General features: G+C 66.6%; 14 protein-coding genes. 8 read left to right on the plus strand and 6 right to left on the minus strand.

Annotated features, from left to right (window positions below; all coding sequences use genetic code 11):
- Window positions 1–11 precede the first annotated feature (11 nt).
- Window positions 12–764: a lytic murein transglycosylase gene (locus tag ACR65J_RS10130; RefSeq protein ID WP_440168286.1), complete on the plus strand. Its 753-nt coding sequence runs from the start codon at window positions 12–14 to the stop codon at window positions 762–764.
- A gap of 43 nt (window positions 765–807) precedes the next feature.
- Here ACR65J_RS10130 and ACR65J_RS10135 read toward each other — a convergent pair whose 3' ends face one another.
- From ACR65J_RS10135 to ACR65J_RS10145, 3 genes are all read right to left on the minus strand, one after another.
- Complete coding sequence (locus ACR65J_RS10135) at window positions 808–1,917, minus strand: cytochrome P450 (protein ID WP_440168288.1); 1,110 nt, start codon at window positions 1,915–1,917, stop codon at window positions 808–810.
- Window positions 1,918–2,079: 162 nt separating this feature from the next.
- Window positions 2,080–2,658, minus strand: coding sequence for a CPBP family glutamic-type intramembrane protease (locus ACR65J_RS10140; RefSeq protein ID WP_440168290.1), 579 nt, complete (start codon window positions 2,656–2,658; stop codon window positions 2,080–2,082).
- Window positions 2,659–2,739: 81 nt separating this feature from the next.
- Window positions 2,740–3,027: a hypothetical protein gene (locus ACR65J_RS10145; RefSeq protein ID WP_440168292.1), complete on the minus strand. Its 288-nt coding sequence runs from the start codon at window positions 3,025–3,027 to the stop codon at window positions 2,740–2,742.
- Between the two features lie 174 nt (window positions 3,028–3,201).
- Here ACR65J_RS10145 and ACR65J_RS10150 point away from each other — a divergent pair, with 174 nt between their 5' ends.
- The 4 genes from ACR65J_RS10150 (at window position 3,202) to ACR65J_RS10165 (ending at window position 8,001) form a co-directional block, all read left to right on the plus strand.
- Window positions 3,202–3,780 carry a hypothetical protein gene (locus ACR65J_RS10150; protein WP_440168293.1) on the plus strand — a complete coding sequence of 193 codons (579 nt, stop codon included), beginning with the start codon at window positions 3,202–3,204 and terminating at the stop codon, window positions 3,778–3,780.
- Between the two features lies 1 nt (window position 3,781).
- Window positions 3,782–5,959 carry a bifunctional polysaccharide deacetylase/glycosyltransferase family 2 protein gene (locus ACR65J_RS10155; RefSeq protein WP_440168295.1) on the plus strand — a complete coding sequence of 726 codons (2,178 nt, stop codon included), beginning with the start codon at window positions 3,782–3,784 and terminating at the stop codon, window positions 5,957–5,959.
- Window positions 5,960–6,060: 101 nt separating this feature from the next.
- Entirely contained in the window at window positions 6,061–6,954 is an 894-nt protein-coding gene (locus tag ACR65J_RS10160) for an SMP-30/gluconolactonase/LRE family protein (RefSeq protein WP_440168297.1), read from the plus strand.
- A 15-nt stretch (window positions 6,955–6,969) separates the two neighbouring features.
- Window positions 6,970–8,001 carry an aldo/keto reductase gene (locus tag ACR65J_RS10165; RefSeq protein ID WP_440168299.1) on the plus strand — a complete coding sequence of 344 codons (1,032 nt, stop codon included), beginning with the start codon at window positions 6,970–6,972 and terminating at the stop codon, window positions 7,999–8,001.
- Window positions 8,002–8,033: 32 nt separating this feature from the next.
- Here the strand turns inward: ACR65J_RS10165 and ACR65J_RS10170 are convergent, their stop codons facing one another.
- A complete protein-coding gene (locus ACR65J_RS10170; protein ID WP_440168300.1) occupies window positions 8,034–8,276 on the minus strand; it encodes an NfeD C-terminal domain-containing protein in 243 nt (80 codons plus the stop codon).
- Between the two features lie 26 nt (window positions 8,277–8,302).
- Window positions 8,303–9,736: an SPFH domain-containing protein gene (locus ACR65J_RS10175; protein ID WP_440168302.1), complete on the minus strand. Its 1,434-nt coding sequence runs from the start codon at window positions 9,734–9,736 to the stop codon at window positions 8,303–8,305.
- Window positions 9,737–10,114: 378 nt separating this feature from the next.
- On the opposite strand from ACR65J_RS10175, the gene ACR65J_RS10180 reads away from it, so the two are divergent.
- From ACR65J_RS10180 to ACR65J_RS10190, 3 genes are read left to right on the plus strand one after another with little or no spacing between them, the layout of a single operon-like run.
- Window positions 10,115–11,437, plus strand: a complete 1,323-nt coding sequence (locus ACR65J_RS10180) for an MFS transporter (protein ID WP_440168304.1) — start codon at window positions 10,115–10,117, stop codon at window positions 11,435–11,437.
- Window positions 11,438–11,443: 6 nt separating this feature from the next.
- Window positions 11,444–12,070: a flavin reductase family protein gene (locus tag ACR65J_RS10185; RefSeq protein ID WP_440168305.1), complete on the plus strand. Its 627-nt coding sequence runs from the start codon at window positions 11,444–11,446 to the stop codon at window positions 12,068–12,070.
- Between the two features lie 46 nt (window positions 12,071–12,116).
- A complete protein-coding gene (locus tag ACR65J_RS10190; RefSeq protein ID WP_440168306.1) occupies window positions 12,117–12,875 on the plus strand; it encodes an enoyl-CoA hydratase/isomerase family protein in 759 nt (252 codons plus the stop codon).
- A 130-nt stretch (window positions 12,876–13,005) separates the two neighbouring features.
- Here ACR65J_RS10190 and ACR65J_RS10195 read toward each other — a convergent pair whose 3' ends face one another.
- A complete protein-coding gene (locus tag ACR65J_RS10195; RefSeq protein WP_440168463.1) occupies window positions 13,006–15,582 on the minus strand; it encodes an excinuclease ABC subunit UvrA in 2,577 nt (858 codons plus the stop codon).
- Window positions 15,583–15,645: the final 63 nt, after the last annotated feature.

A 15,645-nucleotide genomic window follows, 5' to 3' on the forward strand; every position in this document is an offset into this window, starting at 1 on the left:
TTGATTGGTCAGTGCTCCGTGTAAAACGCTTTGTGGTCTTCAGCCTGTTCGTGCTCTGCGCCAGCGCAGCCTTCTCGTTCTGGCTGATGGCTCAGCCGGGTGCCGGCGCGCGTGCGGCCGCTTCTCCGCCGCCGCGTGCTGGGGTCAAGCTTCAAACGGGTCCGGCAGCGCTCACCACAGCCGTGAACGTGACGCCGAGCCCGGACGCCGAGTGGCTGGGCAGGGCTGCCGCCGAAACCGGAATTCCCGCCCGGGCCCTGCGCGCTTACGTTACTTCGGCGGTCACGGCGAACGAGTCCGCGCCGAATTGTGGAATCGGCTGGAACACACTGGCCGCCGTAGGGTTCGTCGAATCAGCCCATGGCACCTACGGCGGCGGCAGCTTGAGCGCCGCTGGCCAGGCCAGCGGCCCGATTGTGGGCCCCAGCCTCGATGGCGCCGGCTTTGCCGCCATCGCTGACACCGACGGCGGTGCCCTGGACGGCGACGCCACCTGGGACCACGCGGTGGGGCCCATGCAGTTCATTCCCTCCACGTGGCGGCTCGCAGGCACGGACGGGAACGGAGATGGGGCAGCAGACCCGTTCAACATCGACGACGCCGCCCTCAGCGCGGCCACCTACCTGTGCGGCCACGGCCGCGACCTCACCACCGCGCAGGGGTGGGCAGATGCCATCTACGCCTACAACCAGTCCGATGCCTACATCCGCCGGGTGCGCTCCCAGGCCACCGAGTACGCCGCGAAAACAGGCACCACCGGTTGACCCGCATCCTGCGGCCTCCCCGCTAACCCGGCCTCCGGGCGCGTCAGCCAGGCTGCCACGTGACGGGAAGTTCCTTCAGCCCGTAAACGATGCTGCTGTCCATTCGCTCCAGTTGCGCCCCCGGAGCCACGGTGAGTCCCGGCAGGCGGGACAGCAACGCTTCCAGCGCAATCCTGGCTTCGAGGCGCGCCAGCGGCGCTCCGAGGCAAAAGTGGATCCCATGGCCGAACGCCAGATGGCGGTTGGGGCTGCGGTCGATGTCGAAGTCAGCGGCGCGCTGGAACTGCTGCTCATCGCGGTTTGCGGAGCCGATCCAGGCCACGATAGGTGCGCCGGCGGGAATCAGTTGGCCGCCCACAACGGCCTCCGCAACTGTCACGCGGTACATGGACTGGACCGGCGACCGAAAGCGGAGCACTTCCTCGAGGGCCTGGGGAACCAAGGCCGGCTCGCTGAGGAGCCGTTCGAGGGTGCCGGGCGACTCCGCCAGGCACAAAACGGCGTTGCCGATCAGATTGGTGGTGGTCTCATTGCCGGCTACCAGCAGCAGGGCACAGAACCCGAGCAGTTCGGGAACCGTCAGTTTTTGGCCGTCGATCTCCGCGGACAGCAGGCTGCTGATGAGGTCCGTAGCGGGATGGTTCCTGCGCCGGTCGATCAGGGCCAGGAAGTACTCGACCATCTCCGAGGTGGTGGAATCCTGGGCTTCAGTGGCCGGACCGGTCCGCGTCTGGCTGACAATGACATCGGACCAGTGCTTGAAGCGCTCACGGTCCTCTGCGGGGATGCCCATCAGCTCGGAGATCACGATGACCGGCAACGGGTAGGCAAGGTCCTTGATCAGGTCTGCGCTTCCGCCGGCCGCGATCGCCTCCAGAAGCTCGTCAGTGAGTCCGGCAATACGGGGAGCCAGGGCGTCAACGGCCTTGGGCGTGAACGCCTGTGTGACCAGCGAGCGTAACTGGCGGTGCCTCGGGGGATCGGCGGTGATCAGGCTGGACGCGAACAATTGGCCGGTACCGGACGGATTATCGCCACCCATGCGGGACGAGAATGTTGCGTGCTCGGACAACACCCGCTGAACGTCGTCGTACCGGAACACGTGCCAGCTTCCCGATTGGTCATCCCGGAAAACAGGTGCCGATGCGCGCATGCGTTCATATTGCGGAAAGGGGTCCAGCGGGAATTGGGCTGGCTGGGTGTCATCCATGGTGGCCTCTCTGCTCACCTGGCGCCCTGCGGGCACGAAAAGCGCCAAGCCCTTAATTGACTGACCGAAGAACCTCGATCCTAGCCAAAGCGTGCGCCCGCGTCATCACGCCCGGCGTCGTAAATTCCGGCGCTTCCTTGTGGGCTCCCGGCCCCGTAGTGCGCCAGCCAGCCTCCGGCGTTCGCGCCGCGCGGCGAACCAGATGGCGGCCACCATGACTCCCAGCACGTCCACGAAACCCAGGATGGCCTCCCACGGCATCTGGATCGAACCGCCCCGCAGGTTGCTGTAAAAGGATCCGAGGGGAAGCAACAGGGGCCACAGGACGATCAGGTTCCGGGTAACGCTGAAGGCCACCGCGTAAACCACGCCGAGGCCGAAAAGGAAAAGCATCTCCTGCGCGTCCATGCCATAGCCGACATGGTAGGCCGCATACAGGGCCGCCGCCCCCGCAACACCGGCGATTGGGCCGAAGCTCGCTTCCAGGCGTGACTGGATGAAGCCCCTGAAGAATACCGCCTCAAAGAATCCCACGGTGATCGCCAAGGCTGCCAGGGGCACCCAGTCGACCGGACGCGGAAGCGGGTATCCCCACAAGGTGATGACGAACTGCACGGCTGCGAGGGCCAGCCCCAAAGTGAACGCGCTGCCCAGGTTGGCCCGGCCGATGCCTAACTCCGCCAAGCCCCTGCGGCGTATCCAGGTGGTGTAAGCGACCGGACCCAGGACCCCGAGGAGCATCCCGGCCGCGAAGCAAAGGAACAGTCAGAGGGTGTTCCCCTGGGTAAAGACCCTGAAAGCCAGCCAGAAGAGTGCCACGACACCCACATACAGTGCTGCAACGGCCCCCACGTCGCGCCAGTCCGGATGCCCAGTCCAGCGGGGACGGGACATGGGCACGACAAGGGCCAAAACCAAGGCGGCGAGCGGGACGCCGATGCCGTACACCGTGGGGTTTCCCACCGCGAGCAGCAGGATGGCGCCGACGAGGAATACCGGCCACGCGTACCTTGGCAGGAGCTGGGCCGTTCCACTCAAGTTCGTTCCCGACATGGCTCCCCACTCCACATACCTGCCCGGTTCATGGCTCAAGTCTTCACCCGGCCGATGGCGGACCGTAGGGGCCAATGGCCCGACTGAACCCTCCAAGGTTCGGGCGGACGCGCCACAGGACACCAGGACCGGTTTTTGTGGTAGCGATTCCGGGTCCTCTAGGGTTGTTGCTCGATGAAAGCCCCTGAGAAGACTTCCGATCAGCTGCCCGCCATCTCCACGCGCGGACCCGTATTTGTTGATGCGTCAGGCCGACGGCTCCGGCGGGTCCAGCTGATCGGCCTGGGCGTGCTCGGACTTGTCGCCGGCTACGTCGTCCTGGTGCTGGCCGCGTTCATCGGCGGTTCGGGGGTCTCGGCGCCATTCCTGCCTGTGCCGGCCGCGGCAGGCCCCCACGAAACTCCTACAAGCCGGCCCTCTGTCGATCCCCGGGCCGGCTTGACCGGGCCCGCCGTTCCGGTCGTTGAGCAGTCGCCGGCGGCCGTCCCGGTGCCCGTTTCCGCTGTGACTGCCGTACCTCCGGCGGCGGCCACCGCCGTCGTGCCCGCTGCGCCTGCCGCCCCCGCCGCTGCTCCTGCCCCGGCGCCGCCCGCCGCCCCAGCAGCCCCCGGAACGTCCGGAACCGTCACCGGCTCCGGCGCCACCGCCCCGGGTTCCAGCGGAACAGCGCCGGGCTCCAGCGCGATCGCCCCCGGTGCGAGCGGCTCGGCCCCGGGCCAGGCCACACGGCCCACCGCTCCCGCGCACCAGTAGCATGCCCCGCCTGAATAAGGGTGCCCGGCCCGCCACCAGGAATGTTCCCGCCAATGTCAGGGCGCATTGGTTTGTCCTCCTGGCCACCCTGATCGCGTTGGGCCTCGCCCTGGCGGTGCAGGGGTACATCCATCACCTGGGTGGTATCGCCCGGGACTCACCGCCGGCCAACACCGCTGCGGACGCCGTCCCTGCGACGGTCTCGCACGGCGGACCCGTGGTGGATTCGCGTGGCGCGGCCGTAACCACCGTCAGTCCACCGGACCGGACCATCGCCCTGACGTTCGACGACGGGCCGGACCCTGTGTGGACGCCCCGCATCCTGGACGTGCTGCGGGAACACCACGTCCACGCCACCTTCTTCGTCGTCGGGTCGGCGGCAGCGGACAACCCGGAGCTGCTCCGCCGCATCGTGGCCGAAGGCCACGAGGTTGGCGTCCACACGCTGACCCATACCGATCTCGGCACGGCCCCTGAATGGCGCCGCGAACTTGAGGTGCAAGGCGGACAGGATGCGATTGTGGGGGTCACAGGCCAGGCAGTCTCCCTGCTCCGGCCTCCCTATACCGCCGGCAACGGGGCAATCACTAACGGCATGTGGTCCGCGTTGCACGGAATGGCGGACGAGGGATACCTGACCGTGCTGAGCAGCCTGGACAGCGAGGACTGGCAAACCCCGGGCACCAAAGCAATCGAAGCCAACCTGACCCCGTCCGGGCCGCAGGGGCAGATAGTCCTCATGCACGACGGCGGCGGCGACAGGGAGCAGACCGTCGCCGCGCTGGACTCCGCCCTGTCCCGTTTCGCCGAGCAGGGGTACCGCGTCACAACGGTCGGGAATGCCGTGGGCGTGGACAGTATGCGTCCTGCTTCCAGCGTCGAAGAGCTGCGCGGCTCCGCCTTGGTATGGGGCCTCCGCCTCAGCGATTTCGTCGTCTGGGCGATCTCCTTGGGGCTCGTTGCCGCCGGGGTCGTGACGTTCCTCCGTGCAGTCCTGGTGATGTTCTTCGCAGCACGCCACAGCCGCGCCGCACGCCGTCTGCCCGGGGACGGGCGGGGCCGGCGCCGCGTCGACGTCATGGTGGGGCCAGTGGTGACTGAACCAGCGACGGTGATTGTCCCCGCCTATAACGAGTCCGCCGGAATTGAAGCTGCAGTCCTGTCCATCCTTGCCTCCACCCATCCGGTCGAGGTCATCGTGGTGGATGACGGTTCCACCGATGGGACGGCGGACATCGTGGAGGCCCTCGCCCTGCCCGGAGTCACCGTCATCCGGAAGGAGAACGGCGGCAAACCGTCCGCCCTGAACGCCGGGATCCAGGCGGCAAGCCACGACATCGTTGTCATGGTGGACGGTGACACAGTCTTCGAGCCCGACACTGTCCGTGCCCTCATCCAGCCGTTTGCGGATCCCCTGGTGGGAGCTATTTCCGGCAACACGAAAGTGGCGAACCGGGGAGGCATCCTGGGGGCGTGGCAGCACATCGAGTACGTGGTGGGCTTCAACCTTGACCGCAGGCTGTTCGACGTCGCCGAATGCATGCCCACCGTTCCGGGGGCGATTGGTGCCTTCCGCCTCAACGCACTCGTCAACGTTGGCGGCGTCAGCGATGACACCCTCGCCGAGGACACCGACCTGACCATGGCCTTGTGCCGCGACGGCTGGCGCGTGGTGTACCAGGAGGACGCCAGGGCCTGGACGGAAGCGCCCGCAACCCTTGGCGCTCTCTGGAAGCAGCGGTACCGGTGGTGCTACGGCACCCTCCAGGCAATGTGGAAGCACCGGGGCGCCGTGGTGCAGGGAGGGGCGGCCGGCAAGCTCGGCCGGCGCGGACTGGGCTACCTGCTGGTCCTCCAGGTGCTGCTTCCCCTCTTCGCGCCCATCGTCGATGTCTTTGCCCTCTATGGCCTGATCTTCCTCGACCCGCTGCGGATCGCGGCGCTCTGGCTGGTCTTTCTGGCGGTTCAATTCCTCATGGCCGCCTACGCGTTCCGGCTGGACAAGGAACGGCTCGGGCCGCTTTGGACACTTCCCTTGCAGCAGTTCGTCTACCGGCAGCTCATGTACCTCGTGGTTATCCAGGCCGTTGTCACGGCGGTTGCCGGAGTCCATCTTCGCTGGCACCGGATGGAAAGGTACGGCAGCCTGCGCGTCCCGCAGACCCAGGGCCAGGCCTAGGGTAAGTTCAGGCCCATGGGTTCCATGACGCCCGGGTCCGGGATGCCGCCCATCCCGCCGGGTCATGGCGCCCCGGTACCGGAGCGCGAAGGAGCTTTCTCATGGGTGACGGACTGACGACGGGCGCATTGGAGTGCCTGGCCACCGGCTCAGTATGGGCGGAGGGGCCCCTATGGGTGCCGTCGTCCCAGGCTGTGCGGTGGAGCGATATCCCCAATGACCGCATTCTTGAGTTCGACCCGGCCACGGGGGTGACACAGGAATACGCAACCGGCGTGGAATTCACCAATGGCCGCACCCTGGACGCCGACGGCAGCGTGGTGCAGTGCAGCCACGGCCGGCGGCGGGTGGAACGCGACCGTGCGGGGACGGTCACCGGCCTGGTCGATTCCTTCGAGGGCCGCCGGCTGAATTCGCCCAACGACGTCGTGGTTGCCCGCGACGCCAGCATCTGGTTCACGGACCCGCCCTACGGAATCCTTCCGGGAACACGGGAAGGGCATGAGGGCGATCAGGAATACGGAGGCTGCCATGTGTTCCGCTTGGAACCGGCCACCGGGGTTCTGGCCCCCGTTGTCACCGACCTGGTGCACCCCAACGGGCTGGCCTTTTCGCCTGACGAATCAGTCCTTTATGTCGCGGACACGGCCGGGCCAGGCTACGGCGTCCCCCTGCGGATCGCCACCTACCCCGTGCGCGACGGCCGCTGCGGCCCCAGGACCAGCACGCTCGAATTGGAAGACGGCCACGCGGCGGACGGGCTGCGGGTGGACGTCGACGGAAGGATCTGGACGTCGGCCGGCCCGTCCGTCCGGATCTATTCACCGTCCTTCGAACTCCTGGGCACCATCCCCGTGCCCGAAACCGTCTCCAACCTGTGTTTTGGTGGCCCCGACGGGCAGGACCTCTACCTCACCGCAACCACCAGCCTGTACCGGATCCGCACCACCACCACGGACGCGGCGGCCCGCGATTTCCCCCCAAACCACAACTGAACGCGAGGACACACCGTGCAGCACCGAACACTTGGCCACACCGGCGCCATCGTTACCAGCTTCGCGCTGGGCACCATGACATTCGGTGCAGAAGCGACCGAGGAAACCTCCCACGGCATCCTGGACAGCTACTTCGAAGCGGGCGGCAACTTCATCGATACCGCCGACGTCTACAGCTCCGGTGTCTCCGAAGAGATCATCGGGCGCTGGCTCGCCGGGCGGCCGGGCCTGCGGGACCAGGCGGTGATCGCGACCAAGGGGCGTTTTCCCATGGGGACGGCACCGAACGACGTCGGAACATCCCGCCGGCACTTGACCCGCGCCCTGGATGATTCGCTCCGCCGCCTGGGCGTGGAGCAGATCGACCTGTACCAGATGCACGCGTGGGATCCCATTACCCCCCTGGAGGAGACCCTTCGGTTCCTGGAAGACGCCGTAAGCCGCGGCAAGATCGCCTACTACGGCTTCTCGAATTTCCTGGGCTGGCAGCTCACCAAGGCCGTCCACGTTGCACGCAGCCAGGGATGGAACCCGCCCGTCAGCCTGCAGCCCCAGTACAGCCTGCTGGTCAGGGACATCGAGTTTGAGATCGTGCCGGCCGCCCTTGATGCCGGAATCGGCCTGCTGCCGTGGTCTCCCTTGGGCGGCGGGTGGCTGTCCGGCAAGTACCGGCGTGACCAGCGCCCCTCAGGGGCAACCCGCCTGGGGGAGAACCCGGAACGCGGCATGGAAGCCTGGAAGGCACGCAACGACAATCCGCGCACGTGGACGGTGATTGATGCTGTAGAAGGCATTGCCTCCGACCACGGTGTGAGCCCCTCCCAGGTAGCCCTCGCCTGGCTGGCTGACCGCCCTGGGGTGACCTCGGTGATCCTGGGAACCCGGTCCAAAGAGCAGCTCGCCGACAACCTGGCGGCCGCCGGCCTGGAACTCAGTGCGGACGAGGTGACCCGGCTCACCCAGGCCAGCCAGCCCGGGGCAGGGATTTATCCGTACGGGCCAATGGCGCAGGAGCAGCGCAGCCGCAAAATGGAGGGCGGACGGTAGCCCCATCGGGGAAGGGGGACGACGCCGCGCCCTCACTGGACGTGCTTCAACACGTCCGGCAGTTCCTCCACGTACACCGTCTGAGGCGGGTCGAAATAGATCACCAGGACCTCAGCCCCCACCGGGAAACTACTGGTCTTGTCGAAGGGATGGGCGTGGAACGCCATAGTGCCGCCCAGGTAGGGCAGCATCACTTCGCCGATGGTGCCCGGGCCGACCCGCCCGGTCACCCGGCCGATCTTGCCGGTCAGGCTCCGGTCAACGTTCCTGCGCATCAGGCATTCCCACGCGTCCGGTATTCCTAGGCACCCGGCGCCTTGGGCTGGCGCTTGGCGTCCTCGCCCTTTCGGAGGGCCGACGCGAGGGCCGGCAGGTAGTCGCCCGCCTGGGCTAGGATTCCGCCCAGCATCTTGTTGACACCCTCACCGCCGTTGAGGACGGTCATCTGGCCCACGTGGGAGAACGGCTCGGCCGCTGCGGCGATGATGGCCGGCATGTTCTCGGCAAGCTGCTGGGAGATGACCGCGTCCTGGTTGGTACCAAGCGCCTCGGCACGCGCCTTGATGCCGTCCGCCTCGGCCAGGGCCTTGGCTTTGATCGCGGAGGCGGCAGCGTCCCCCTTCGCCTTGGTGGCGGCCGCTTCGGCTTCGCCCGTAACTTTGGTGGCTCCGGCCGCTGCCGCCGCTGCCGTGGCGTTGGCCTGGGCCGTCACTTCGGTCCGGCGGGCGTTGGCCTGGGCCTCAAGCTCGGTGCGGCGGGCCAGTGCCTCGGCGGCACTGATGTCCGCAGCTTTCTGGCCTTCTGCATCCGTGCGCTTGGCGTAGGCCTTCGCGTCGGCAGGTTTCCGGATACTCGTCTGCAGCTTCTGCTCTTCCCGGTCCGCCTCAAGCTTGGCAACCTCGGTTTCCTGGACCACCACCTGCTGCCGCGCCGTGGCCTCAGCCAGCGGCCCGGCCTGGGCGGCATTGGCCCGGGCGCGTTCGGCATTGGCCTGAGCCACCGACTGGCGGATCGCGGACACGCTCTGCGCATCCGCGATCAGGGCTGCCGCTTCCGCTTCCTTTTCCGCCGCCTCCCGGTTTCGGGTGGCCTCGGCGATCCGGGCCTCCATCTTCACCTGGGCAATATGAGGCTTCGCGATGTTCTGGATGTAGCCGGTGGGATCCTGCAGGTCCTTGATCTGCAGCGAGTCCACCACCAGGCCCAGCTTCTCCATCTCTACACCGCTGGCGCTGCGGACCTGCGAGGCAAGTTTGTCCCGCTCGCGGATGATTTCCTCCATCGTCATGCTGCCAATGATGGAGCGCAGGTGGCCCTCAAAGACGTTGTACACCTGGCTTTCCATCTTTGGCTGCTGGCCCAGGAAACGGCGGGCGGCATTGGCGATAAAGGGCGGTGCGTCGCCAATCTTGTAAATGACGACGCCCTCCACTATCACCTGGATGCCCTGTGAGGTAACGCAGGAGACTTTGAGTTCGGTTTCATTCAATGTCAGTGACAGGGGCCGCACCGTCTGGAGGCCGGGAAGGACCAAGGCGCCCTTTCCGGTGACAATTTTGAAATCCATTCCTTCCCGGGTTTCAAGGGTTCCACGGGTTAAGCCGGAAATGATCAGGGCCTCGTTGGGTTCAGCCACTTTCCACATCAGCTTCGTGGCAACCCAGATAAAGCCGACGGCAAAAAGCACCCCCAAAATAATGGCGATAAGCGGGAAGAACGGTGCGAAGTCCGGCATAACCAGATCCTTTCAATGCCGCGAACGGCATCACGGTAAAGCCCCAATAAATGCAGCCGTCCATTTATCCGAAGAATGAAAGTGCGGTCAATTCCGTTTCACTTGGCAAGCTGTTGTAGACAGTCTGGTTGGGCCCCGCCCAAGAGTCCATAGCCGCACCGATATTTGCCTGCAGCAACCATAAAAGACGGACGACGGCGGGCCACGCAGTACGCGGGAGGGGCCCGGCAGCGGGGGAAACCGTTGACACGGGCAACCAAGTGCTCGCACGATGGAAATGGAACCGCAATGCGGGTCCAGCGCCAGGCATTGACATTTTCTTCCCTTGTTATTGCCATAAGGCCGGGCGTTCTACTGCATCTGACCAACGGAGTGATGATGAGTATTCAAGGAGTGACCCGGGAACAGGCCGTACGGCGCGCTACGGTGGCGAGCGTGGTGGGTACCACCATCGAGTGGTACGACTTCTTCCTGTACGGGACTGCCGCCGCCCTGGTGTTTCCCCAGTTGTTCTTCCCGGGCCAGGTTGCCTTCGCCGGCGTGCTGGCGGCTTTCGGTACCCAGTTTGTCGGCTTTGTGGCCAGGCCAATCGGCGCGGCCATCTTCGGCCATTTCGGTGACCGGATCGGCCGCAAGACAACACTCATGGCCACGCTGTTCCTGATGGCCTTCGGCACGGTACTGATCGGCTGCCTGCCCACGTACCAAAGCATCGGCGTCGCCGCGCCGGTCCTGCTGGTCCTGCTCCGGATAATCCAGGGAATCGGCGTGGGAGGCGAGTGGGGCGGTTCGGTCCTGCTGAGCATGGAATGGGGCGACCAAAACCGCCGCGGCCTGTCCGCTTCCTGGCCCCAGATCGGGGTGCCGCTGGGGCTGGTCCTGTCCACCGGCGTCGTCAGGATCACTACTGCCGCAACGGGCACTGATGGATTTGCTGCCTACGGCTGGCGGATCCCGTTCATCCTGAGCATCATCCTGATCGGCGTGGGCCTGTTCGTCCGGCTGCGCGTCATCGAAAGCCCGGAGTTCGACGAAGTCCGGAAGTCCAACAAGGTGGTGCGTGCCCCCATTATCGAGGTCATCAAGCGGCAGCCCAAGGAGATCCTCCTTTCCGCCCTGGTGCGCACCTCGGAGCAGGCGCCTTTCTACCTCTTCATCACTTTCGTGATTACCTACGCCACCAAGCAGTTGAAGCTGGACAGCAACTCGATCCTGGATGACACGCTGATCGCGGCCGCGCTGGGGCTCATCAGCGTTCCCCTGTTTGGGCGCCTGTCAGACCGTTTCGGGCGGCGGCGTGTTTACGGAACCGGCATCGTGCTCACCGCGCTGTTCGCATTCCCCTACTTTGGGCTGCTGAACACCCGCGACTCCCTTTGGGTTGGCGTTGCCGTGGTGGTCAGCCTGATCCTCCACGACATCCAATACGGTCCGCAGGCCGCCCTGATCGCCGAAAGCTTTGACACCGACATCCGCTACACGGGCGCCGGGCTGGGTTACCAATTGGCCAGCGTGATTGCGGGTGGCCCGGCGCCGCTCATCGCAGCCGCCTTGCTGGCCACCTACGGCAACTCGACGTCGATTTCGCTGTACATCATCCTCTGTTGCGTGATTGCCATGGCAGCCCTGATCCTCCTTCCCAGGGCCAAGGGGGCGCTGGCCAAGGACGCTGCCGCCACCGCGACGCCAAGAAACCTGTAGGACAGGATGCGGACGGACTTTGAACCTGAACAACTGGGTCCCCGGGCCTTCTACAAATTCCTCACCTCAGTAGTGGTTCCGCGGCCCATCGCGTGGGTATCCAGTACTTCCCCGGCAGGGGTGGACAACCTTGCGCCGCACTCGTTCTTCACGGTTGCTTCGGTGGACCCTCCGATCATCATGTTCACCTCCGTGGGCGAGAAGGATTCGCTGCGGAACATCGAAGCGACGGGGGAGTTCGTGGTCAACCTCGCCCCGGCAGCGCTGATCCAGGAGGTTAACGCCACCGGGACGAATTTCAGTGCCGACATCAGCGAATTCGACGCCGCCCACCTGGCCCGTGAGCCCAGTGCCGCGGTCCGGCCGCCCCGGGTCAAGGAATCCCCGGCGGTCCTGGAATGTTCGCTTCACCAGACCCTCCGCATGGGTGACTGCGTCCTGGTGTTCGGCCTGGTTGTGCACGCAGCTGTCTCTTCCCAGGTGCTCAGCGGCGAGCACCCGGAGGTGACAGGGCTTGATCCGCTGTCACGGCTGGGCGGGGACGAGTGGGGCACGCTGGGCCCCGTCCGCCATCTGGCGCGGATCCGCGCATCGCAATGGCCTGGTTCCTTCACACCGCGGGAGGCCACATGACGAAGTCCGGCGCCGGAAGCAAACAGGATGCGGGGGAAGCAGGCACGTGACGGCCACGGTCAGTGTTGACGAAACGGGGTCCATTGCCGTGCTGTCCTTCGGCAGCGGCCAACGGCTCAATGCCCTGGGGCTGGGCGGCTGGGAGGATTTGCAGCGTGCAGTGCACGGCCTGGCATCCTTCCCTTCCCTGCGCGCCGTCGTGGTTCGCGGCAGGGGTGGAGTGTTTTGCGCCGGCTCGGACATACGCGAATGGGACGGGACGTCGGATGCGGAAGTTGGCCGCACCTTTGACGTGCTTGAAGCCGCCCTGCAGGCGCTCGAGGACTTGCCTGTCCCCACCCTGGCCGTGGTCGAGGGGGTTGCGGCCGGCGGGGGCTGCCAGCTTGCCCTTGCCTGCGACCTGCAACTGCTGACCCCGACAGCGCGGATCGGGATGCCTGTGGCACGCCTCGGCTTGCTGGTTCCGGCCACCTTCGCCACGCGTCTGGCGCTGCGGATAGGTCCGTCAAGGGCAAAGGACCTCCTCTACACGGGCCGTATGCTGACTGCCCGCGAGGCGTGGGACATGGGGCTGGTCACCACCCTTGCTCCCGACGACGATGCTGACGCGGCTCTCGCTGCCCTCCTCACCCCCTGGAACGGGGTCTCGGCAGCTTCCTTGAGGGCATCGAAGGCAGCGGTGGACGAGGGCCTGCACCTCCTGACGGAAGCCGGCCGCCGCGCGCCAAAGGGCCCGGCGGTGGATCCCGGCGAGTTCCGGAGCCGCGTCACCCGGTTTCTCCACCGCCATCGGGGCACGCCATAGCATCTGAGGTTACGAGGTCCACGATGGGCCGTGCCGCCTCAAGCGGGAGGATGTCATGGGCAACGCCGCCCCTTCGGTACGCATCCCTCTGTCCTACGCTCCTGCAAGGACGAGGGCAGGAGAGCAGGACCTACTCGTCTTTGCCGCCGGAAGCTGCCCGCAGCGCTTCCGCAAGGTAAGGGGCCGTGCGGCTGCTGCGGGAACGCGCGACGGCGGCCGGGTCACCGGCGGCGACGATCGTGCCGCCGGCATCGCCGCCGGCAGGTCCCAGATCCATCACCCAGTCGGCGGCGGCGACCACGTCCATGGCGTGTTCCACCACGACGACTGTGTTTCCGGCGTCCACCAGGCGGTTCAGCTGCGCCATCAGGAGCTGGACGTCGGCCGGGTGCAGACCCGTGGTGGGCTCATCCAGGAGGTACAGGGTGTGCCCGCGCCGGGCCCGCTGCAGTTCGGTGGCCAGCTTGATCCGCTGCGCCTCACCGCCGGAAAGTTCGGTGGCGGGCTGGCCCAGCCTGAGGTAGCCCAGGCCCACTTCCTGGAGGGTCTGCAGGGACCTTGCGGCCGCGGGAACCCCGGACAGGAAGTGGGCGGCGGCGTTGACCGTCATGCCCAGTACTTCCGCAATGTTCCTGCCCTTGTACGTGACCTCCAGGGTCCCGGGGTTGTAGCGTGTGCCGCCGCATTCCGGGCACGGGCCGTAACTGCCCGGCAGGAACAGCAGTTCCACGGCCACGAAACCTTCGCCCTGGCAGGTCTCGCAGCGGCCGCCGGCCACGTTGAAGGAAAAGCGTCCAGGGCCAAATCCGCGGCTCCTGGCGGCATCGGTGGCGGCGAATTCCTTGCGGACGGCATCGAAGAGCCCCGTGTAGGTGGCCAAGTTGGACCGGGGTGTGCGCCCGATCGGTTTCTGGTCCACCTTCACCAGGCGGTCGATCCGGTCCAGGCCGGATACGTGCCCCACGGTCGCCGGTCCGCCCTGGTCTTCGAGGTCCTCGTCCGGCTCGTCGGGTGATGTCCCGGCCCCGGTTTCTGCACCACCATGCAGTGCGGCACGGGCAATATCGGCGAGGACCCGGCTGACCAGCGTGGACTTTCCGGAACCCGAGACGCCGGTGACGGCTGTCAGGACACCGAGTGGGAAGGAGGCGTCCAGGTTCCGCAGGTTGTGGCGGCTGACGCCCCGCAGTTCCAGCCACCCGGCGGCTTCGTGCGGGGCACCTTTGCCGGCCCCGGCACCGCCGTCGTCCTCTGCCGTCGCTGTACCGTCGGGGAACAGGAACGGCCGCGTCACGGACTCCGCCACCGCATCCAGGCCCTGCACGGGTCCGCTGTACAGCACCTCGCCGCCGTCCTCGCCGGCCCGGGGCCCCACGTCCACCAGCCAATCCGCCCGGCGGACCATGTCCATGTTGTGCTCCACGACGAATACGGAGTTGCCGGATGCCTTGAGCTGGTCCAGGACGGCGAGGAGGGGTTCGGCGTCCGCCGGGTGCAGGCCCGCCGATGGTTCGTCAAGGACGTAGATCACGCCGAAGAGCCCTGAGCGGAGCTGGGTGGCGATCCGGAGCCGCTGCATTTCCCCCGGCGAGAGCGTAGGGGTGGCCCGCCCAAGGGCCAGGTACCCCAGGCCCAGTTCCAGCAGCACGTTGATGCGCTGGAGCAGGTCGCGGGTGATGGCCACAGCCACTTCGTTGGACTCGGAAGACTGCTTGCGGGACGCGGTCCCTGCACTGGCCAGCTTGGTGGTGGGGCGGATGATGCCGGCCAGTTCGGTCATGGGCGCCGCATTGAGCCCGGCGATGGTGTGTCCTGCGAAGGTCACGGCAAGGGCCTCGGGCCGGAGCCCTGTTCCGCCGCACCGCGGGCAGGGCCCGGTTTCCATGAAGCGCAGGACTTTTTCCCGCATGGCAGGGCTTTTGGAATCGAGCAGCGTGTGCATGACGTAGCTCTTGGCGCTCCAGAACCGGCCCTTGTACGGCTTGGCGACGCGGTCCCGTTGCGGTGTCACTTCCACCACGGGCTGTTCTTCGGTAAACAGGATCCAGTCCCGCTGTTTCCGGGGCAGCTGCCGCCAGGGGATATCGACGTCGTAGCCGAGGTGGGTCAGGATGTCGCGCAGGTTTTTGCCCTGCCAGGCGCCGGGCCATGCGGCGATCGCCCCGTCGCGGATGCTCAGGGACGGGTCCGGAACCAGGGATGCCTCACTGACGGTGTGGGCGGTGCCCAGGCCGTGGCATTCCGGGCAGGCGCCCGCCGCGGTGTTGGGGGAGAAGGCGTCCGAGTCCAGCGGCGCTGCGCCCTCGGGGTAGCTGCCGGCGCGGGAGAACAGCATGCGCAGTGAATTGGACAGCGTGGTGACGGTCCCGACCGTGGACCTGGAGGTTGCCGTCCCCCGGCGCTGTTGGACTGCGACGGCGGGCGGCAGCCCGGTGATCCGGTCCACCTTGGGGTTGTGGCCCTGCTGGATGAGGCGGCGGGCATAGGGCGCCACGGATTCGAAGAACCGGCGCTGCGCTTCCGCGTAGATGGTGCCGAAGGCCAGGGACGACTTGCCGGAGCCGGAGACCCCGGTGAACGCCACGATCGCATCCCGCGGCACATCCACGCTGACGTTCCGCAGGTTGTTTTCGCGGGCTCCGAGCACGCGGACGAAGCCGTCTTCGGCGTGCTCCGCCGCGGGCCCGGAGATGTTCAGCTCGGTCAGTTCATCAACGTTCTGTTTGGCTTGCACCGATTCGACTGTAGTAGCCCTCCGTGCGTGGCCGGA

Source organism: Arthrobacter sp. SAFR-044 (assembly GCF_059414985.1).

Excerpts from the sequence above, each read along its gene's own strand:
- ACR65J_RS10170 (WP_440168300.1), bottom strand. The coding sequence starts at position 8,276 with ATGCGCAGGAACGTTGACCGGAGCCTGACCGGCAAGATCGGCCGGGTG.
- ACR65J_RS10185 (WP_440168305.1), top strand. The coding sequence starts at position 11,444 with ATGCGGACGGACTTTGAACCTGAACAACTGGGTCCCCGGGCCTTCTAC.
- ACR65J_RS10145 (WP_440168292.1), bottom strand. The coding sequence starts at position 3,027 with ATGTCGGGAACGAACTTGAGTGGAACGGCCCAGCTCCTGCCAAGGTAC.
- ACR65J_RS10160 (WP_440168297.1), top strand. The coding sequence starts at position 6,061 with ATGGGTGACGGACTGACGACGGGCGCATTGGAGTGCCTGGCCACCGGC.
- ACR65J_RS10175 (WP_440168302.1), bottom strand. The coding sequence starts at position 9,736 with ATGCCGGACTTCGCACCGTTCTTCCCGCTTATCGCCATTATTTTGGGG.
- ACR65J_RS10150 (WP_440168293.1), top strand. The coding sequence starts at position 3,202 with ATGAAAGCCCCTGAGAAGACTTCCGATCAGCTGCCCGCCATCTCCACG.
- ACR65J_RS10135 (WP_440168288.1), bottom strand. The coding sequence starts at position 1,917 with ATGCGCGCATCGGCACCTGTTTTCCGGGATGACCAATCGGGAAGCTGG.
- ACR65J_RS10180 (WP_440168304.1), top strand. The coding sequence starts at position 10,115 with ATGAGTATTCAAGGAGTGACCCGGGAACAGGCCGTACGGCGCGCTACG.
- ACR65J_RS10155 (WP_440168295.1), top strand. The coding sequence starts at position 3,782 with ATGCCCCGCCTGAATAAGGGTGCCCGGCCCGCCACCAGGAATGTTCCC.